Below are 17,570 nucleotides of genomic sequence, written 5' to 3'. Positions count from 1 at the left end.
GACCGGCTCATTTGACCACAGCGGGCCCGGCGGGGCACCTTTTGATCTGCATGAAGGCTCTCTCGTGAAGGGTTCCAGTTGATTTGTATCGAAAGCATTCTGCTGGCCCATCATGCATTTTTCCCTCGCTACTATCGGCCGCCTGCCAAGCCCACGAGGGAAAAGGAATGAGTGAGACCCCCGATAGCCTGATCACACCACCCGAGGGATACAGCGACTGGCTGACTGATCTCAAGGGTCGAATCCACTCCGCCCAACAGCGCGCCACCCTGGCGGTAAACCGCGAGCTGGTGTTGCTGTACTGGCAAATCGGCCAGGATATTTTGACCCGGCAAGCGCGGCAGGGCTGGGGCACCAAGGTGATTGAGCGACTGGCGCAGGATTTGCGCTCAGCGTTTCCGGAGATGAAGGGTTTTTCGCCGCGCAACCTGAAATACATGCGTGCATTTGCGGAGGCGTGGCCAGATTCCGAATTTGTGCAACAGGCTGCTGCACAATTGCCTTGGGGCCATAATCTGGTGTTGCTGGACAGGTTGCCCGGCCCTGAAACCCGTCGCTGGTACATCGCACAGGCCATCGAACACAACTGGTCGCGCAACATCCTGGTGATGCAAATCGAGGGTCGCCTGCTGGAACGCAGCGGCAATGCGGTCAGCAACTTCGAGGGACTGCTGCCCAAAGCCCAATCCGACCTGGCTCGCGAATCACTTAAAGATCCTTACCGTTTCGACTTCCTGGGCCTGACCCTTGACGCGCAGGAGCGTGAAATCGAAAACGCCCTGGTCAAACATGTCACCGATTTTTTGCTGGAGCTGGGCGCCGGTTTTGCCTTCGTGGGACGGCAAGTATTGCTGGACGTAGGGGGCGAGGAGTTTTTCGTCGACCTGCTGTTTTATCACCTCAAGCTGAGGTGCTATGTGGTAATCGAACTCAAGGCCGGTAAATTCAAACCCGACCATCTGGGGCAGTTGGGCTTTTACCTCGCGGCGGTAGACGCCCAGCTCAAGCACTCGCAGGACAGCCCCACCATTGGCCTGCTGCTGTGCAAGAGCAAGAACGAAGTAGTGGCCGAATACGCTCTGCGTGACAGCTCCCGTCCTATTGGGGTTGCCGAGTATCAACTGGTGGAATCCCTGCCGGCAGAGCTGCAAACCAGCCTGCCCAGCATCGAACAGATTGAGCGTGAGCTGGCAAGTGACCGCCCCTCCATGGCAAGTGCTTCGTAGCACTGTGCTGACAGGCTGGACATTGGCAAGCGCGTCGGCACAATAAGCGCCTGAAAGGAACTCACCCAAGGAAAGCCATGGCCCGCCGTATTAATTTTGCCTACCCAATGTCGTTGCTCGCTGGCGTGCTGATGGGCGCAGGGATGCCTGCCAGTGGCGCGTCCTTCGATTGTAAAAAGGCCGCTACACCGGTGGAAAAGGCGATTTGCGCCAGTCCCGAATTAAGCGAACTCGACAGCACGTTGGGCGTTTATTACAGCCAGGCAATGGCCAAATTGGCACCTGACCCGCGTGACGAACTGCGCCGTGGCCAGCGCACCTGGCTGCAGGCTCGCAACGCGTGTGCCGGTGCCCTGGGCTCGCTCCCAAGCTGCCTGCAATCTCAACTGAGCCAGAGAGTGGTTGAGGTAGGCACGATCACCCACAAGGATACGGCGGCCCTTGACGCAATTATCGCCAGTATTCCTTACCATCCGGCCCAAGCAACAGAAGGGCTCAGACGTTACCCGATGAACGATCTGGCTGCTGCATGGCTGGTCTACCTGCAGCGTTTCGAGCCTGACAGTGGCGTTACGGAGAATGAGGCCGAGGAGAATCGCAAGCAGGTCCTCGTTGCGCTCAAGGAAGACAGTTTTCCCTGGTCGATTTGGCAGGACCTGCAAAACGATCCCGCCGTCAGTCGTGACCGGGTGATGTTGACCTTGCTGCGCATGATGATTGAACGTCAGCAGTATGAGTTATTCGCCGACCAGCGCCCGTATGTGCACTGCTTTGTCTTCAGCCGGCAGGGCGAGGTCGCGTATGAGTCGTTCGGGTCGTTGTACGGCTCCACCCGCGACAGCTTTGCGCCGATCTGTGCCCCCCTAGGTGATCTGTTTTCACAGCCGGCGTGGAAGCGGCTGGACGATAGTTTGACCGAGCCTTTGTCCACGGCCTCGCAGAACGAGGGCACGATCCGCTTCGCCAGCTATGCCGACTGGAGCGCTCTTTCGCTCAAGGCCACTGCGTCACCTCGGCTGTTTCTCCAGCCAGGCGCCGCAGGGAAGGGCCAGGATCCTGAATTAACCCTGCGTAACTGGGGCGCCGATAAACAGTGGCCCGCCAAGCAACGCCAGCAGGCGCTGGCGGCCATTGAGCCGACGCGCCAAGCGACGAGCGACTGGTTGCAGCGCGAGCGCGGCTTCTCTGCAGTTGATGCCCGGCAAGCGTCCCGGGAAATCGTTCGGCAGTGGTTAAATCTGCGCCTGGACTTTATCGGTGGTCCAAGCGAGCTCTAGTTTCTCAACTTCCCGATGCAGGCGCGGTTTTCTTGCCACTCTTGCTGGCCGGGTGCTGAGTCGAGGAGCCTTTGTGGCGCGTGCTCTTCACGCTTTTTGACGGCGCGGGCGCTTTGGTTTCAGTGTCCTTGCGGCCACTGCTGTCGGCCGCTGATGGGCTGCTGGGATAGGTGCCCGGCGGCAGTGCCGAGCCTGGGATACTGTTGCCGCTCAAGGCGGGCGTCTCGGGTGCGGTGTTGTCGCCGAAGGCGGCGTAGGCAGGGGCATACAGTACGAGCGTCAAGCTGGCGGCAAGTACGATCCTTTGGGAAATGCTGGTCTTCATGACTCAATCCCTCTTGGCGATGGGGACCGAAGCCCGGAACACATCCAGGCTTCGGCGACGCCTCAATCAAGACTTCTTGGAGCCTGGAGCGTGGCTATGAGCCCCGCCTTTTTTGCCCGCTTCAGAAGCCTTTTCGCGGTCATTGGCGAAGTTGCCGCCTGAACCCTGGCCGCCGCTTTTACGGTTTGTGTCTTGCTGGTCCTTGTGACCAGCACCTGGGGTGGTTTTTCCGCTATTAGCCATTTTGAAAACCCTCAATGATGAGCGAATCAATGGTGTTGCCTAATTGGGAATCCTCCAGCCAAATCAAAGTTTGAAATAGTTTCCAGGCATGCGACGAATGGGCATCAAGCGGCCATTGGCTTCGCGCCGGGTGCTTTCTTGTGCGCGGCTTTCATCGCTTCCATCTCCGCGCCAAGCTCTTCCAGCAAGGCCTTGCCCAACAGCTTCCTGGCCTGTGGGAACATCTCGCTTTCCTCTTCCTCGATATGGTGTTCCAACAGTTCCTTGACGACTTTCACGCGACCGGAAAACTCGGTGGTGGAGGGCGAAGTCTGCTTCAGGTCCGGCAGGACGAGGGAGTCGACGGTGCGATGTTCTTCTTTGGCTTCGTGGTACATGATTTCCTGATCCTTACCCCCCGCCTTGCGAAATGCCGGGTAGAGGATCTCTTCCTCAAGTCGCGTGTGAAGGCTGATTTCCATCTCCAGTTTGGCCAGTAGCTCAGTGCGTTTTTTTACGCCGCGCTCGGTGGACTCACTCAGTTGGTTCAGGATGGCTTTGACGCGTTCGTGGTCGGCCTTGAGAAGGTCAATGGCATTCATGGGTGACACCTCACGGGTAGTGAAAGGGCGGGTCGAAATGCCCGCCTCGTCCAAAGCTCTACAGCATGAGTTGTACCAAGTTGAACAGAATAATTATTCACTTATAAATCAATGGCTTATGTTTAATAAAAATCGACGCGGGTCGTGCAGGTTGCACGGTCAGGTATTGGCTTGCATGCATTAAACAATGCCTATCCGCCGCTGACTTTCCAGTGCTTGACGTCGTCCGCAAACACGATCTGTTCAAACTCATGGGCAATTCCGTAGGCCAATGACTCGTGGGCGGCAATCACTTTTTCTTCTGCGGACAGGCACTTGAAGATGTCCAGGTGGGTTTCCGCCGTGGCGGTTTCCAGTTCATAGATTTTCACGTAGCGCGCCAGGTCGTTATCCAGGCTCGAAAGGTACTCGCGCAGGCGCTGGTGATCGACGGAGTTCTGGCTGAAGTACCAGTTCATCGGGTGGATCAAAAAGCGTGAGTGGGGCGTGGTGATGCGGCGACCGGCCGCCAGGAACATGATGATGCCCATGGACTCGATATTGCCCGCATTGATCGCACACAGCGGCACCGGCAGCGATTTGAGAAAGGTGTAGAGGGTAAAGCCGAAATTGGTGCTGCCACCGGTGGTCGACAGGTTCAACAGCAACGAGCTGGCACCTTGCTCGATCGCCTCCAGGCAACAATCACGAAAGCGCTCGGTGGTGCCCTGATCGATCTGGCAGTGAAAGTGGATGATGTGCTCGGTCATCCTGGGCCTCCGTGGGGTGAGAGGTGACGTGCAGTTGAGTCTAGAAGGTTACGGCGCATGTGCCGCAACCGTTGGGCGAGAGCCATCCATTGTAATTTTAATGAACCCTCGGGCGTGTTGCTTGACCTAACGCATACGACCTCAGGAGGATGAATCATGCAAATCGAATATGTCTGGATTGGCTTGGCGGTGATTCTGGTGCTGCTGGAACTGTGGGCGATCAATAGCGTGCTGCGCAGTGGCAGTGGCTGGGAAACCAAGGGTTTATGGTTGGTGGTACTGATCTTCATGCCGCTGTTGGGGCTGATCCTCTGGGCGCTGTTTGGGCCCAAGGGTGTGAACCGCGCGACGCACGCTGCTGAGCACGGCAAAAGCTAAGACAGAATCGAAAAAGAACAGGCGCCCAAGGGCGCCTGTTTGCATTGGCTGGCCTCAAGCCGCCAGTGTTTTGGCAATCGCCTCGTTGAACGCCGGCAAATCATCAGGCGTGCGTGAGGTGATCAACGTCCAGCCATTGGCCGGGCATTCTTTCACCTGCGTATCTACCCAGTTGGCTGCGCCGGCATTCACCAGATCGGTGCGCACGCTTTTGTAGGAGGTGAGGGTCTTGCCTTCGATCACGCCGGCATCGATCAGGGCCCAAGGGCCGTGGCAGATGGCGGCGACGGTTTTACCGGCCTTGACGAAATCATTGATCAGTCTCAAGGCATCGGCATCCTGACGCAGGGTGTCAGCGTTGACGGTGCCGCCGGGGATGACCAGTGCATCAAAATCACTGCCGTGCAGGTCCGAAAGCTTGGCATCGGACTCCACTGTCCTGTCTTTCTCGGTGTCCTGGAGAAAGGTCTGGGTGCTGCCACCTTTGCTCGAGCCGTGGGTTACCGTGGCGCCAAAACCGCGCAGGGCTTCCAGCGGCTTGAGCAATTCGTCGCGCTCGATGCCAGTGTTGGAGGTGATGATCAGAATCTTCTTGCCGTGCAGTTGCGAACTCATGGTCGAGTGTCTCCTGAGTGGGTAGATGATTAATTGGCGTGCTGGGATTGCAGCTCCTTGGCCATCTTCAAGTGGGTTTCGAGCGTCGGCAGCGTCTTCTCGGCAAACGCCTTCAGTTCGGCGTTGTCCGAAGACGCGGCTTCTTTTTTGAAAAGCGCCACGGTGTCTTCATGGGCCTTGACCTGGTTGTCGGCGTAAGCCTTGTCGAAAGATTCTTCACGAATCTCCAGAATCATTTTTTTGGCCTTGTCGGTCAGGCTGGCGTCATCCGGTACCTTGATATCAAGCTTCGTCGCCAGGGCAGTCAGCTCTTGGTTGGCCTTGGTATGGTCGGTGATCATGTGCTGGGCAAACGCTTTGATATCAGCAGCGCCGCTCTTTTCCAACGCCAGTTTGCCGGCCTCCACTTCAGTAATTCCGCCTTGGGCAGCGGCGTCGACGAAGTCATTGGAGGAGGCTGCCATGGCTACGCCAATCGAGCCCGCGGCCAGTGCAAAGGTCAGTCCCATTTGTTTCATCAGCAAGTGCTTCATGATGCTTCTCCTGAAGAATGGCGCGATGCCGTTACCTGACTGTTGAGCGGGCGCCTGCGCAAAAGGTTTAAATTAATTTGCGCTTATTTCTCCGGGCCGCAGCCCACGCAATTTCCTTGAACTATCAAAAAACCATGGGCTCTGCTGCATAACGGCTCCGCGCTTGAGCGTGATCTTTTAACAGCAGGAGAATCACCATGGGCACTGAAAAAACCGCCGACAAAACCCCCGATGCAATCAGCTCCGAACAGGCGCAGAAAGGTCGCCAGGTGGACGATCAGGACGGCTCTTTACAGCGCCCCAACCCCAAGACTGAAACCGTTGATAAGGTGATCACGCCGACGTCCATCAAGGACACGCAACGGCAAACCGACCAGATCAACGAGCAAGCGGCCAAGGCCGAGCGCAAGCTGGGCAAGTGAATACCGGAGGCAGTCATGGGCCGATCCATCAGTGCCGGTGAGCTGGGTATTGAACTCAGGCCCGGCGATGACAACGCGTTGTTCAAGTGGTTTATCGCAAGCTTCTTGATGGGCAAGCGCATTCAGGCGCAGATCGCGGCCCAGGCCTATCAGGTAATTGTGGTGAAGCATGGCCGTGACACCCCGCGCAAATTGCAGCACTGCACCTCCCGCGAGTTGGTGGCCATGCTCGGCGAGGCGCATTACGTGCGTTACGACGAAAGCACCGCGCAGCGCCTGCTGGACCTCAGTAGCAAGTTGAACGCAGAGCACGCGGGCAAGATCAGCCAGATACACGATGCCAGCGCCGACCGTGAGGAGTTTGAGAAGCGCCTGAACGCGTTCGAGGGCGTCGGGCCGAAGACGGTGGAGATTTTCATGAGGGATGCAGCGTCGGTGTTGTTCTGATGCCGATTTTTCTGGGGTGTGCCGGCTGGAGCCTGCCTCGTGAGCAATGGCCACGATTCCCCCCGCACGGCACCCATCTGCAGCGTTATGCGTCGTGCTTGAATGCGGTTGAAATCAACAGCTCCTTTTACCGTCCCCATCGCCCGCAAACCTATGAGCGATGGGCCCAATCGGTGCCGCCCGGCTTTCGTTTTTCGGTCAAGTTGCCTCGGCATATAACCCATGAATTACGTCTGCATGACTGTGGTACGGCATTGGATGAATTCCTTGCACAGTGCCTGCAGTTGGGCGATCGCCTGGGCTGCTTGCTGGTGCAATTACCGCCTTCATTGAACTATGAGGCAGCCGTCGCTGCCGGTTTCTTCACGGCCTTGCGCCAACGCTTCGCCGGCAATGTGGTGCTGGAGCCGCGGCATGCCAGTTGGGTGCATGCCGAAGGCATGTTGCAGGAGTACCAAATAGGCCGGGTGGCTGCCGACCCACCGGTAATCGCTGAAGGTGACGTACCGAAAGGCTGGCAAGGCGTGCGTTATTGGCGCCTGCACGGTTCGCCGCGTATCTACCACAGCGCCTACGAAATGGATCGACTGCAGGCCTTGTGCGCGGCCGTGCAACGGTCATCAGCCGAGGGGGTTCCCACCTGGTGCATCTTTGACAACACCGCCAGTGGCCATGCGGTTGCGGATGCCCTTAGCCTTCAAGCGTTGCTTGGTAATAGGCATGAATGTGGTCAATGATCTGGGTTGACGCCTCGCTGATCGCCGCACGGGTATTGCCTGCGATATGCGGCGTGAGTATCGCGTTGGCAATGCCAGTCAACGGCGATTCGAACTGATCTTTTTCCCGGGCAAAGGTATCGATGGCGACGCCCTTGATGTGGCCGGGAAAGCGCGTGATGAAGCTTGCCAGTTGGCCCTCGTCGACGATTCCGCCACGGGCGGTATTGATCAGGATCGAACCCGGTTTCATCCGCGTGAACGCTGTGTTGTCGAACAAACCTTTGGTCTGCGCGGTGAGCGGCGTATGGATGGATACGACGTCGGCCTCATCCAGCAATTCGCCAAGTGTGGCGCGCCATTGCAGGCCCAGGTTGGCGGCGGCCTGTCGGGTGAATCGCTCGGAGCCGGTGGCAATCACTTGCATGCCCAGAGCGCGGGCCTTATGGGCGAGCGCCTGGGCGATTCTGCCCGTGCCCACCAGTCCCAGCGTCAACTCGGCGATTTGCAGCGTGGGTGCAAGCAGGCCCTTTGACCACTGGCCTTGATGGGTTTTAGCGTTGTAGAGATTGAGGTCCCGAGACAGAAACAGCGTTTGAGCCAGCACATATTCAGCCACTGCCGTTGCGTTGGAACCCGGGGTATTGAGTACGGTCACGCCACGCTCGGCGGCCGTCTGCAAGTCGATATGGTTCAGCCCGACGCCGGCCTGGGCGATTGCCTGTAACGGGTTACTTAGATCAGGCGAAGCTGCAGCGTTGAGCAGCGCCGTGCCCAGGGGAATGTTCAAGCGGGTCTTGAGTACGCTGTAGCCTCCAGCTTTAACCACCGCGCTGATCAGCGAAGGTGTGTCGTGGCAGTTGATATCCACGAACTGAACACGCCCGGCGTAACGGGTTTTGATGCTGTCCGGGTCGGTGAAGTAGTGCAGGTTGAGGGTGATATCCAGGCGGTATGCCAGGCATCGTTCGATCTCATCATGGAGCAGGGGAGGGTTGGGGGCATCCAGGATCAGCACGGGAAACGCCATGTGAATATTCCTCTGCGAAGGCTACCGGGCCTTTATGGGGGGCTTGTCAGGCATCCACTTGCATCACCTCCAGCCCCAGGCATTCGTAAGCCTCGACGCTGCCCGGCGGCACATGCCACTCGGTAATCAGGGTGTGAATGCGGCTGCACGGTGCCACCACAAATGGCTCCACGGCGCCCAGTTTGTCGGCCAGGGTGACGGCCACCACGTGGGAGGCGCTGTCGAGCATAGCTCGTTTTACCGCCACCTCCTCAAAGTGCAGCGAGCTGATGCCGACCTGAGGATGCAGGGCGCACACGCCCGTGAACAGCAGGTCTGCCTTGATGCCCTGGATCAGCCGCAACGCTTCGTGCCCGCTGGCCGCCATGGTCACCGGGTTGAGTTGACCACCGGCGAGGATCACCGTCACATTGGGGTGTTCGGACAACGCGATGGCAATCATCGGTGAGTGGGTGACGGCGGTCAGCTTGATGGAATGCGGCAACGACTGAGCGATTTGCAGGGTGGTGGTCCCGGAGTCGAACAGCACGATCTGGCCATCCTCCACACGGTCGGCGGCGAGTTGCGCCAAGTGGCGTTTGGTCGCGGTGGTTTCGCCGAAACGCGTGAAGAAGTCCTTGCCGGTGTCCTTGGGCCGCGGCAGTGCACCGCCGTGCACACGTTGCAGTAGGCCGGCAGAGGCGAGTTCGCCAAGGTCGCGGCGAATGGTGTCCTGGGAAACAGCGAAATGTTCCACCAGTTCCGAGGCGGTAACTTTACCGTCGCGCTCCAGCAGCAACAGGATCTTCTGTTTGCGCAGGGAGGGCAGGTCGACGGCGGCATGGGTGTTATGCATGTTTGTGCTCGTTAATGCGTGTTTGTGCGAGATTAATCAGCATTAGGCGCAAACGCAATGGGTCGTTGCTCTGACGACGCCCTGCAAGATGTGCTGAACAGCCTGACGAAACCGCGCTGGGCCATGGGCATGCTCGGTACCCGGCACCAGGGTTTTGATTCACGAGGGGACGCAGGAGATTTTGCTGCCGGGAAGCTTTCCATCAGGGCATTGCTGAGCAAAAAAATCGTAAAAAAGTAAAAAGAGTTGTCCACGAAAACCGTGGGTATCTCTGTGGATAACTTCCCTTGAGCCCGGCGGGTATGGCGATTTAACCTGCGGTTAATATTTGATCAGTCGCTGTTTATGGCCAGTATGGGCAGGCTTTTCGCCTTGACAGGCACCGACGAAACCGGTGCCGAAATGCAGATTTACGAGTTGTTCGGGCGCCCTGTGGAGGGGCCGGCCACCTGAGTTGGACGCTTCGATTGCATCAGGCTGTCCAGGGCCTGGCGATAGGTGCGCCCAGCCAGCCGCATGCTGTCGTTATGTGTGGCACCGGGCACCAGCAACAGGTGTTTGGGCTCTTGTGCCGCGTCAAACAGTTGCTGGCTGAAACGCGGTGGCACAAAGGCGTCGGCGAGTCCGTGAACCACCAGCAGCGGCATGTGGATATCGGCGATCTTGTCGATCGAATCAAACTTCTGCGAGAGCAACCAGCGCACCGGCAACGAAGTCTTTGCCACCGCCGTGGCGACGTCCGCCAGTGACGTGAACGTGGACTCGATCACCAGCCCGCGTACCGGCGGCGGCACATGATTATCCGCTGCCTGTTTGCCCAGTTCCGCCGCGAGGTCGATGGCCACGGCGCCACCCAGGGAGTGCCCGTAGATCAGCCGCTTGGCGGGGTCCGGTTGCAGCACCTGGAAGCGTTCCCACGCGATGCGCGCGTCTTCGTACACGCTGGTTTCCGAAGGCAGGTCGCCCTGGCTCTGGCCGAAGCCGCGATAGTCGATGGCCAGCACCGAGAAGCCCAGGGCCCGCAGTTGCTCAATGCGAAACAGCTGGCCGGTGAGGTTCCAGCGCACGCCGTGCAGATAGAGAATCGCCGGCGCGTCCTTCTGTGCAGCGGGCCACCACCAGCCATGAATGTTTTGCCCTGACTTGAAACTCGAAGGTTTCAGGTCGAATTCCTGCACATCGCGCGGCAACCCGCTGTACCAGCTGGCAGTGCCCGGCTCGACGCGAAACAGCAGCTCGCGCTCCTTGTGTTGCAGCACCGCACACCCCACTGGCAGGCCGATGATCAAGACGGCCATGCACAGCAGGGGAAACCAGCGCAGGCCGAGGCGGGACAGCAAACGTGAAGACATGAAGGTTCCAGGAAAGAGGCGAAGCACGGTTTTTAACAGATGCCTTGGCCCCACAGGAAATATTTAGACAGTCGTCACTGGGCATTGCTTGCAAAGTATTACAGCGCTCCTTCCAGTACTGAGAAGAAGTGCCCGGGTAATGGGGAAGGATTGTCGGTGCTCCAATTGAGGTAGAGCCCGATGGTGGAAGGCGAGGCGCAGAGGGGAAGAAACACCACCTTGTCACTCCTGATGGAAAGGGCAATCGACTCCGGGACCAGTGCCACGCCGAACCCGCATGCCACCAGGCCAATCAGGGTGTGCAATTGATCGGCTTCCTGGACCACGCGCGGATAGAAGCCTGCGGCCTCGCACAAGTCGATCAATTGGTGGTGATAACCACTGCCCAATACCTGGGGGGTAAACACGAAGTCTGCGCCCGCAAAATCCCTAAGCTCGATAGCAGCATTTCCGGCATCGGGATGGTCCAGGGGCAGTGCCATCAGGATAGGTTCGTCGAGCAGCAGCCGGGACGCGATGTTATCCGCCTGACCCGGCAGATAGCGCAAAAAGGCGATATCCGCATCTCCGCTTATCAGGGCTTTGGCCTGGCTGGCAGAGGGCATTTCCTTGATCACCAGCTGTACCTCGGGAAACGCCAGGCGAAACTGCTTGAGGGCATCGAGCAGCCAGGGATAACCGGCGATCGAGACCGAGGTGATGGTGAGTGTGCCGGCGACGCCTTGGGACACCTGCCGGGCGTGTTCGACACCTTGCTGCAATTGCCCGAGGACGGAATAAGCCGTCTGAAGAAACGCCGCCCCGGCCGGCAGTAGCCGCACTCCGCGCCGGTCCCGCTGCAGCAGGGCAAACCCCAACTTCTGCTCCAGGCGATTGATCGCCTGGCTCAACGCCGGCTGCGCCATATGCAGGCGCAGCGCGGCCTTGTGAAAGTGCAGCTCTTCGGCAACGGCAATGAACTGGCGCAGTAGGCGGGTTTCGATCATCTCGGCTGTTCCTTCAGGTGAATGGCCCTGCATGGCCTGATACGCGGCGGGTATCAATATCGCTGTTTTTCAGTATTAAACAGTGCGGTTGCGAGTTGTTAGGGTGGGGCGCCTATGAGGAGAACGCAACGATGGACTTTACAGGTAAAACCGCAATTGTGACCGGTGCCGCCCGTGGTTTGGGCTTCAGCTATGCGCGTGAGTTGGCAGGCCTCGGCGCGCAGGTGGTGATCAGTGATATCGGAGCGGACACCCTCGGCGATGGTGCGGATCCACAGGTGGTCCAGGCGGCTGCGCTGGCGCTTCAGAGCGAAGGCCTACAGGTGGTTGGCCACGCGGGTGACCTGTCCGGTGAAGCGGGTTGCCGAGAACTGATCGAGTGCGCGATCACCCATTTCGGGCAGCTCGATATCCTGATCCACAATGCCGGCTGGGTCGGTTATCAGCCGATCGAGGCCGCCGACGCGGCGTTTATCCGGCGGGCAATGGACATCAATGTCTACGCGCCTATCTGGCTGTGCAAACACGCCTGGCGGCACCTCCAGCACTCCACCGCGCCGCGCATCGTGCTGACCACCTCGGACCGAGCGATGTACACGCACTATGCCCAGCCGGGACTCGTGGCCTACAGCGCCGGCAAGATGGCGCAATTGGGGATCATGAATGCGTTGAGTGGCGAAGGGGCCGAGGATGGAATCCTGGTCAATGCCATCTCGCCGGTAGCCAAGACGCGCATGTGGGGCGTGAGCGGCGAGCCGGACAACCTCAAACCGGAGTGGGTAACCCCTGGGGTGATCTTCCTGGCCTCGGCGTCGTGCCTGGACAGCGGCTACGTCCTGCGGGCCAGTAACGGCCAGTTCACCGCCACGCGGTTCTTTGAGAACCCGCATGTCGAGTATCCAGTTGATCTGGCGCGGGTCAAAGCCTCGGACGCTATGCAAGTCGCCGCATCATGGGAGGCCATCAAGGAGTGTTGACGGTCACGCAAGATAAAGCGTCAGCCCTTGGGCCTCATAGGGTTGCAGCAGTGCCGGCGGCGTACTGGCCAATGCGACGATCGCGCTGACATGTTCCAGCTCCACCACCTGGTAGGGCGATGCGGTATTGAGCTTTTCCGAGGTGGCCAGCACGATGGTTTCAGCCGCGGCGTGGCACAGCGCGCGCTTCACCACCGCCTCTTCATAATCGCCGGTAGACAGCCCGGCACTCGGGTGCACACTGCAAACCCCCATGAAATACAGGTCGGCGTTTACCCGGCCGATGGCCTCCAGCGTGGCCGCGCCAACCCCCACCAGTGAGTGGCGAAACAGCCGGCCGCCGAGCATGATCACTTCAATCTGCGGATGATCCACCAAGGCCATGGCAATCGACGGGCTGTGGGTGACCACGGTGGCGTTCAGGCCCGCTGGCAAGTGATGGGCCAGTTGCAGGCATGTGGTACCGCCATCGATAAACACCACCTGGCCGGGTTGCACAAGTTGCGCCGCCGTGCGGCCAATGGCGATCTTTTCCTCGGGCACCAAGTGTTCCCGTACCGAAAAATCAGCCATCGCGGGCGAAGCCGGCAAGGCACCGCCGTGCACCCGCAGCAGCAAACCTTCCTTGGCCATTTCCCGCAAGTCGCGGCGAATCGTGTCCTCGGACACCTCCAATGCCTGGCTCAACTCCTTGGCAATCAGCCGGCCGTCGCGGTGCAATGTATCCAGCAGGTGTTGTTTGCGTTGTTGGGTCAGCATTGGTAGCTTCCTGCACGTTTTTTCTTGACTGTGCACGATTTTGCACGACATGCTGAATAACACAAGACAAAAAGGCCCGGCCATGGAAAACAGCCCCGTTCGTATTCACACCGAGGAACTGCTCTCGGATAACTGGTATGTGCTGAAAAAGTACACGTTCGACTTGCGCCGCCGCGACGGCAGTTGGCAGTCCCAGACCCGCGAAATCTATGACCGGGGCAATGGCGCGACCATCCTGCTGTACAACCGCGAACGGCGCACGGTGTTGCTGATTCGCCAGTTCCGCATGCCGACCTTCGTCAATGGCTACCACGGCTACCTGATCGAGTCCGCCGCCGGCTTGCTGGACAACGCCAGCCCCGAGGAACGCATTCGCCTGGAAGCCGAAGAAGAGACGGGCTACCGTGTGGGCCATGTAGAAAAAATCTACTCGGCCTTCATGAGTCCAGGCTCGGTGACTGAACGCATTCACTTCTTTATCGGCGAATATCAGCCGAGTGATCGGGTCAGTGATGGCGGCGGGCTCGAAGATGAGGGCGAGGATATCGAGGTGCTGGAGCTGGGATTTGAGGCCGCGCTGGCCATGGTAGAAAGTGCCGAGATCGTCGACGGCAAGACCATCATGCTGTTGCAGTATCTTGAATTGCGGATGTTGAAAGAGGGCTGGTGATGTCGCGTCGGGTGTCGCTTGCGCTGGCGATTTTGCTTGCGGGATGCACGGGTGTGAGTGCCGGGCAAACGCCTGTTGGTGATGGTGGTGTTCCTGCGTTTTATACCTGGACCGACAAGCTGCCTGCATCACCTGGGCAGATGCTGCGCAGCGAGCCGTTGACCGGCCAGCAAAGCCTTGCCGATGCAGGGAAGAATATCCGCATTTTGTACACGTCCACCGACGGTCTCGACACCCACAAACGGGTTGTCGTTTCCGGTGCGCTGTTCTTGCCAAAGGGTACACCGCCGCCGGGTGGCTGGCCGCTGATGGCGTGGGCTCACGGCACGGTAGGCAGCGCCGATATCTGTGCGCCGTCGTTTGCCGGTCGTAGCCCACGGGATACGCGCTATCTCAATTATTGGCTGGCCCAGGGCTACGCCATCGTCGCCACTGATTACCAAGGGCTCGGGACACCCGGCCTGCACCCATATGGGCTGACCAGTCCGCTCGCTTATGGTGTGCTCGACAGCATTCGTGCGGTGATGGCGGGTGATTTCGGGCTCTCCAGGCGTGTTGTGGTGTTCGGCCAGTCACAGGGAGCACGTGCTGCGTTTGCCACGGCGGTCTATTGGAAAGACTATGCGCCTGAGTTGAATATCGTCGGTGTGGTGGCGACGGGTACGCCTTACGCCGCGGCCCATAAAACGGGTGACAGTGCCGAGTTGGAAAAGGCACGCCGTTCGGTGGTGCCGACCTTTGCCTACAACTTGCTGCGGCTGAGTACTGCGACCTTGTTTGATCCTTCGTTCGTGCCTGCCGACTATTTGAGCGAGCGCGCGATGCCTGCGTTTGAGAGCAGCCAGCGGGATTGTTTGCATGCCATTGAGCAGCGGGTGGTGGCGGATGGGCTTACGTTCAATGACAGCTTCAAGCGCTCGCCGAAAGCGGCACTCAACAAGGTTTATCGTGAGTCGGCGTATCCGACGTTGAAGACGGATATTCCGGTTTTCGTGGGCACGGGTGGCCAGGATCGGGATGTGTTTGTGCCGGGGCAAAAGGCGCTCGTCAGGGATGCGTGCAAGGCGGGGGACCGGATCGAATGGCATTTTTATCCTGAGCTTGATCATTCTGCGACGGTCAATGGTTCGCTGGGGGACTCGACGCCGTTTGTGCGTAAGGCGTTTGCGGGGGAGGTGATTGGTGGGAATTGTGGGGGGTAGTTTTTGGTTTTTGGGGTAGGTGTGTATATCCGTTATTTAGGTAACGGCTGCCTATGGTTTCGCTCTTACAGCGAGTCACTTTTGAAAAGCCGGAATGCCGGCCCAGTCAAAAGTAACCAAAACGCTCTGCCCCGCCTGTCGGCACCTCGCCTAGGCTCGGTGTTCCCTCACTCCGGCATTACTCCGCGGGCCGCCGCGACGGGCCATCCATGGCCCGGCGCGCTAAACCGGCGTCCTGCCGGTTTACCCGCTCCGCAATACCTGCGTTCGGCCTCGGGCTGAATGGGGCAGTCAGATCAAGATCAACAGCAGATCAAAAGCAAGAGCACAGCGGCCTACCAGCCGGCTTGAGTGTTAAAAGCGAAAGCAGAGCTGCTTTTCTGTTTTCTGTAGGAGCGAGCTTGCTCGCGAAAAACCTGAGAACGCCGTGTTGAATCAGGATGCCCGCGTCATCGTTAACGACCTTCGCGAGCAAGCCCGCTCCCACATTTGGACCGTGCCCGCTTTAGCTTCTGATCTTGCTGTTGCTGTTGCTTCACCACACTTAAGCCGGCCTGTAGGCCGCTGTGCCCTTGATCTGCTTTTGATCTTGATCTTAGGCGCCCCGTTAAACCACGCTGGCCGAACGCAGGCTTTGGAGCGTGGGTAACCCGGCAGGACGCCGGGTTAGCCGCGCTGGGCCAAGGATGGCCCATCGCGGCGGCCCACGGTCCAAAGCCGGAGTGAGGGCACACCGAGCCTAGGCGAGGTGCCGAGTGGTGGGGCAAGAGCGTTTTGCTTACTTTTGCGCTGTTCAAAAGTGAGCCGCTGTAAGAGCCATCCCTTTCAAGGTCTGTGTTTAAAGCCTTGTTTAAAAACATGTTTAAGTCCGTTTATCCGACTTGGCCGCCTTAAGCACCCTAGCTGTTGAGACATGCGCCCGTGCCGCCTTACCTTCAAGCCATTCCTTGGGCTTGGCGACTTTAGGACCGCGAGGGCTTTTCGCGACGGACTTGGGTTTGATCAACCTCGCCAGGGCCAGCAACCGCTCTGCCAGCCCTTGCGGGGTCTTTTCAAGAGGGAAATTTTCCGCAGGCAATGCGATCTGCAAGCCTTGATAATCACTGCGAACATGCACCGCCAAGTGGAAAATCGAAACCTCCCAACCCTCAGGCTGCGTTTCGCGGTGCGCCTGCTCAACGCTACGCTTGAGAACCGACAAAACGTTGTAAGCCAGGACCGCCGAGGCAAAGCCCAATAGCGCGGCTTTCGGGCTGCCAAGGCTCTTAATTTCACTGTCCAGTACCGACTCAAGGCGCTGAAACATCCCCTCAATACTCCAGCGACGACGGTATAAATCGGCTATCTGCTGGGCACTGATGGTGTCGGGCAAATTGCTCCAGAACCACATCACCAAATCACCTGAGTCATTCGCCGTTTGCAGGCTCAACTCAACGCGTCGCCAGCGGCGGCCACCCGTCACTTCGATGATTTGTTCGCGAACGGCTCCGCTATCGACCGTTCCTGAGTCTTGCCACTCACTTTCCTGGACCAGGCGCGGATGCTTGCTGGGTTGGCGAACGATGAACGAAGCCCCCGTGTCCTCGCAGGCTTGCAGGACAGGCAACGTGCAATAGAGCCGGTCAGCTATCCACAACTGGCCCGCGCATGCGCGGGCCAGTAGCGGTAAAACACTGACTCGCTCACTGGCGTAGGCATCTTCCCACGGCTGAAGATCAACGACTAAATCCAGATCCGGATCGTAGGCAACTACTGAAAATCCTGGGCGCGCTGCGCCGCGCTCATTGCGCAGAGCGCCTAGACGTTTTTCAGTGGCCGGCAGGTGATTGCCATCAACAATACGCAACTGCCAGCCGGGCAAGATCGATGAATGGCCGAGCTTTTCAACGGTAGGTATCAAACGCTCGGCACTGCCCGAAATGAGGGCGCGGAGTAGCTCGGGTTCGGTTCGTTTGATCTTGTCGTAGAGCGCCGAAACGCTGACCGAAAGGCCCTCCATCTTGCGCGCCGCCGCGTGTAACGACGGCCTCAAGCCCAATGAAACAAGGGACATCAGCTCAACAACGGTTGAAAATAAAAGCTCACGTGAGTACTGCCGTTGGCGGTGATCATCGAACACCTTGTCAACCCACTCGGCATCTACCGCCTGCTCTAAGACCAACTTGGTCATGACACTGGCTGGTGCTAGTTTTTCAAACCGTTCTAAAACCTTGTCCCACATAGTTTCGTCGCCCTGACTGGATTGGT

20 protein-coding genes and 1 pseudogene are annotated in these 17,570 nt (G+C 58.7%); 9 read left to right on the top strand and 12 right to left on the bottom strand.

All coding sequences use genetic code 11. The features are described 5' to 3' along the window. Nucleotides 1-167: 167 nt before the first annotated feature. Nucleotides 168-1,226, top strand: coding sequence for a YhcG family protein (locus tag HBJ59_RS07540; protein ID WP_167663137.1), 1,059 nt, complete (start codon nt 168-170; stop codon nt 1,224-1,226). A gap of 77 nt (nt 1,227-1,303) precedes the next feature. Beyond that, on the top strand, nt 1,304-2,503 hold the full coding sequence (locus tag HBJ59_RS07535; RefSeq protein WP_167663136.1) for a lysozyme inhibitor LprI family protein: 1,200 nt from the start codon (nt 1,304-1,306) through the stop codon (nt 2,501-2,503). Nucleotides 2,504-2,507: 4 nt separating this feature from the next. Here the strand turns inward: HBJ59_RS07535 and HBJ59_RS07530 are convergent, their stop codons facing one another. The 4 genes and pseudogenes from HBJ59_RS07530 to HBJ59_RS07515 form a co-directional block, all read right to left on the bottom strand. Further along, nucleotides 2,508-2,828 (bottom strand): hypothetical protein, encoded by a 321-nt coding sequence (locus HBJ59_RS07530; RefSeq protein ID WP_076017112.1) that lies wholly within the window; start codon nt 2,826-2,828, stop codon nt 2,508-2,510. A 66-nt stretch (nt 2,829-2,894) separates the two neighbouring features. Next, nucleotides 2,895-3,008, bottom strand: a pseudogene (locus HBJ59_RS31425) (general stress protein); the annotation flags it as partial. A gap of 167 nt (nt 3,009-3,175) precedes the next feature. Next, nucleotides 3,176-3,652, bottom strand: coding sequence for a hemerythrin domain-containing protein (locus tag HBJ59_RS07520; RefSeq protein WP_008435010.1), 477 nt, complete (start codon nt 3,650-3,652; stop codon nt 3,176-3,178). 191 nt (nt 3,653-3,843) lie between these two features. After that, nucleotides 3,844-4,401, bottom strand: coding sequence for an ATP-dependent Clp protease proteolytic subunit (locus HBJ59_RS07515; protein ID WP_076017114.1), 558 nt, complete (start codon nt 4,399-4,401; stop codon nt 3,844-3,846). 156 nt (nt 4,402-4,557) lie between these two features. Between HBJ59_RS07515 and HBJ59_RS07510 the strand changes: the two genes are divergently transcribed. Beyond that, a complete protein-coding gene (locus HBJ59_RS07510) occupies nt 4,558-4,779 on the top strand; it encodes a PLD nuclease N-terminal domain-containing protein (RefSeq protein ID WP_063030824.1) in 222 nt (73 codons plus the stop codon). Between the two features lie 54 nt (nt 4,780-4,833). Here HBJ59_RS07510 and HBJ59_RS07505 read toward each other — a convergent pair whose 3' ends face one another. Further along, nucleotides 4,834-5,394: a type 1 glutamine amidotransferase domain-containing protein gene (locus tag HBJ59_RS07505; protein WP_076017115.1), complete on the bottom strand. Its 561-nt coding sequence runs from the start codon at nt 5,392-5,394 to the stop codon at nt 4,834-4,836. 29 nt (nt 5,395-5,423) lie between these two features. Further along, nucleotides 5,424-5,927, bottom strand: a complete 504-nt coding sequence (locus HBJ59_RS07500; protein WP_076017116.1) for a DUF4142 domain-containing protein — start codon at nt 5,925-5,927, stop codon at nt 5,424-5,426. Nucleotides 5,928-6,124: 197 nt separating this feature from the next. On the opposite strand from HBJ59_RS07500, the gene HBJ59_RS07495 reads away from it, so the two are divergent. From HBJ59_RS07495 to HBJ59_RS07485, 3 genes are read left to right on the top strand one after another with little or no spacing between them, the layout of a single operon-like run. Further along, nucleotides 6,125-6,349, top strand: a complete 225-nt coding sequence (locus tag HBJ59_RS07495) for a hypothetical protein (RefSeq protein ID WP_167663135.1) — start codon at nt 6,125-6,127, stop codon at nt 6,347-6,349. Nucleotides 6,350-6,364: 15 nt separating this feature from the next. After that, nucleotides 6,365-6,796 carry a DNA methylase gene (locus tag HBJ59_RS07490; protein WP_167663134.1) on the top strand — a complete coding sequence of 144 codons (432 nt, stop codon included), beginning with the start codon at nt 6,365-6,367 and terminating at the stop codon, nt 6,794-6,796. Beyond that, nucleotides 6,796-7,533: a DUF72 domain-containing protein gene (locus tag HBJ59_RS07485; RefSeq protein ID WP_167663133.1), complete on the top strand. Its 738-nt coding sequence runs from the start codon at nt 6,796-6,798 to the stop codon at nt 7,531-7,533. The genes HBJ59_RS07490 and HBJ59_RS07485 overlap by 1 nt, the downstream gene beginning before the upstream one ends. Here HBJ59_RS07485 and HBJ59_RS07480 read toward each other — a convergent pair. The 4 genes from HBJ59_RS07480 to HBJ59_RS07465 form a co-directional block, all read right to left on the bottom strand. Then, on the bottom strand, nt 7,487-8,542 hold the full coding sequence (locus HBJ59_RS07480; RefSeq protein ID WP_167663132.1) for a D-isomer specific 2-hydroxyacid dehydrogenase family protein: 1,056 nt from the start codon (nt 8,540-8,542) through the stop codon (nt 7,487-7,489). The genes HBJ59_RS07485 and HBJ59_RS07480 overlap by 47 nt on opposite strands. Nucleotides 8,543-8,588: 46 nt before the next feature. Next, nucleotides 8,589-9,377, bottom strand: a complete 789-nt coding sequence (locus tag HBJ59_RS07475; protein ID WP_167663131.1) for a DeoR/GlpR family DNA-binding transcription regulator — start codon at nt 9,375-9,377, stop codon at nt 8,589-8,591. 410 nt (nt 9,378-9,787) lie between these two features. Beyond that, nucleotides 9,788-10,729, bottom strand: a complete 942-nt coding sequence (locus HBJ59_RS07470; RefSeq protein WP_076017123.1) for an alpha/beta hydrolase — start codon at nt 10,727-10,729, stop codon at nt 9,788-9,790. 98 nt (nt 10,730-10,827) lie between these two features. Then, nucleotides 10,828-11,715, bottom strand: coding sequence for a LysR family transcriptional regulator (locus tag HBJ59_RS07465; RefSeq protein WP_167663130.1), 888 nt, complete (start codon nt 11,713-11,715; stop codon nt 10,828-10,830). 131 nt (nt 11,716-11,846) lie between these two features. On the opposite strand from HBJ59_RS07465, the gene HBJ59_RS07460 reads away from it, so the two are divergent. After that, nucleotides 11,847-12,692, top strand: coding sequence for an SDR family NAD(P)-dependent oxidoreductase (locus tag HBJ59_RS07460; RefSeq protein ID WP_167663129.1), 846 nt, complete (start codon nt 11,847-11,849; stop codon nt 12,690-12,692). Between the two features lie 3 nt (nt 12,693-12,695). Here the strand turns inward: HBJ59_RS07460 and HBJ59_RS07455 are convergent, their stop codons facing one another. Further along, a complete protein-coding gene (locus tag HBJ59_RS07455; protein ID WP_167663128.1) occupies nt 12,696-13,451 on the bottom strand; it encodes a DeoR/GlpR family DNA-binding transcription regulator in 756 nt (251 codons plus the stop codon). Nucleotides 13,452-13,533: 82 nt separating this feature from the next. Between HBJ59_RS07455 and nudK the strand changes: the two genes are divergently transcribed. Together nudK and HBJ59_RS07445 are read left to right on the top strand one after the other, a co-directional pair. Continuing rightward, nucleotides 13,534-14,121: a GDP-mannose pyrophosphatase NudK gene (gene nudK, locus HBJ59_RS07450; RefSeq protein WP_167663127.1), complete on the top strand. Its 588-nt coding sequence runs from the start codon at nt 13,534-13,536 to the stop codon at nt 14,119-14,121. Next, nucleotides 14,121-15,323, top strand: a complete 1,203-nt coding sequence (locus HBJ59_RS07445) for a lipase family protein (RefSeq protein ID WP_178124247.1) — start codon at nt 14,121-14,123, stop codon at nt 15,321-15,323. Before nudK ends, HBJ59_RS07445 begins: the two co-directional genes overlap by 1 nt. An 862-nt stretch (nt 15,324-16,185) precedes the next feature. Here HBJ59_RS07445 and HBJ59_RS07440 read toward each other — a convergent pair. Continuing rightward, nucleotides 16,186-17,493 carry an IS4 family transposase gene (locus HBJ59_RS07440; RefSeq protein WP_167663440.1) on the bottom strand — a complete coding sequence of 436 codons (1,308 nt, stop codon included), beginning with the start codon at nt 17,491-17,493 and terminating at the stop codon, nt 16,186-16,188. Nucleotides 17,494-17,570 lie beyond the last annotated feature (77 nt).

The sequence above is a fragment of the Pseudomonas sp. AN3A02 genome, from assembly GCF_011765255.1.
Taxonomy (GTDB): Bacteria; Pseudomonadota; Gammaproteobacteria; order Pseudomonadales; family Pseudomonadaceae; genus Aquipseudomonas.
The sequence above is the reverse complement of the archived record's forward strand: the minus strand, read 5'-3'. Positions and strand labels throughout refer to the sequence as shown.

Coding starts and splice junctions, on each gene's coding strand:
- HBJ59_RS07540 (WP_167663137.1), top strand. CDS start 168: ATGAGTGAGACCCCCGATAGCCTGATCACACCACCCGAGGGATACAGC.
- HBJ59_RS07535 (WP_167663136.1), top strand. CDS start 1,304: ATGGCCCGCCGTATTAATTTTGCCTACCCAATGTCGTTGCTCGCTGGC.
- HBJ59_RS07530 (WP_076017112.1), bottom strand. CDS start 2,828: ATGAAGACCAGCATTTCCCAAAGGATCGTACTTGCCGCCAGCTTGACG.
- HBJ59_RS07520 (WP_008435010.1), bottom strand. CDS start 3,652: ATGAATGCCATTGACCTTCTCAAGGCCGACCACGAACGCGTCAAAGCC.
- HBJ59_RS07515 (WP_076017114.1), bottom strand. CDS start 4,401: ATGACCGAGCACATCATCCACTTTCACTGCCAGATCGATCAGGGCACC.
- HBJ59_RS07510 (WP_063030824.1), top strand. CDS start 4,558: ATGCAAATCGAATATGTCTGGATTGGCTTGGCGGTGATTCTGGTGCTG.
- HBJ59_RS07505 (WP_076017115.1), bottom strand. CDS start 5,394: ATGAGTTCGCAACTGCACGGCAAGAAGATTCTGATCATCACCTCCAAC.
- HBJ59_RS07500 (WP_076017116.1), bottom strand. CDS start 5,927: ATGAAGCACTTGCTGATGAAACAAATGGGACTGACCTTTGCACTGGCC.
- HBJ59_RS07495 (WP_167663135.1), top strand. CDS start 6,125: ATGGGCACTGAAAAAACCGCCGACAAAACCCCCGATGCAATCAGCTCC.
- HBJ59_RS07490 (WP_167663134.1), top strand. CDS start 6,365: ATGGGCCGATCCATCAGTGCCGGTGAGCTGGGTATTGAACTCAGGCCC.
- HBJ59_RS07485 (WP_167663133.1), top strand. CDS start 6,796: ATGCCGATTTTTCTGGGGTGTGCCGGCTGGAGCCTGCCTCGTGAGCAA.
- HBJ59_RS07480 (WP_167663132.1), bottom strand. CDS start 8,542: ATGGCGTTTCCCGTGCTGATCCTGGATGCCCCCAACCCTCCCCTGCTC.
- HBJ59_RS07475 (WP_167663131.1), bottom strand. CDS start 9,377: ATGCATAACACCCATGCCGCCGTCGACCTGCCCTCCCTGCGCAAACAG.
- HBJ59_RS07470 (WP_076017123.1), bottom strand. CDS start 10,729: ATGTCTTCACGTTTGCTGTCCCGCCTCGGCCTGCGCTGGTTTCCCCTG.
- HBJ59_RS07465 (WP_167663130.1), bottom strand. CDS start 11,715: ATGATCGAAACCCGCCTACTGCGCCAGTTCATTGCCGTTGCCGAAGAG.
- HBJ59_RS07460 (WP_167663129.1), top strand. CDS start 11,847: ATGGACTTTACAGGTAAAACCGCAATTGTGACCGGTGCCGCCCGTGGT.
- HBJ59_RS07455 (WP_167663128.1), bottom strand. CDS start 13,451: ATGCTGACCCAACAACGCAAACAACACCTGCTGGATACATTGCACCGC.
- nudK (WP_167663127.1), top strand. CDS start 13,534: ATGGAAAACAGCCCCGTTCGTATTCACACCGAGGAACTGCTCTCGGAT.
- HBJ59_RS07445 (WP_178124247.1), top strand. CDS start 14,121: ATGTCGCGTCGGGTGTCGCTTGCGCTGGCGATTTTGCTTGCGGGATGC.
- HBJ59_RS07440 (WP_167663440.1), bottom strand. CDS start 17,493: ATGACCAAGTTGGTCTTAGAGCAGGCGGTAGATGCCGAGTGGGTTGAC.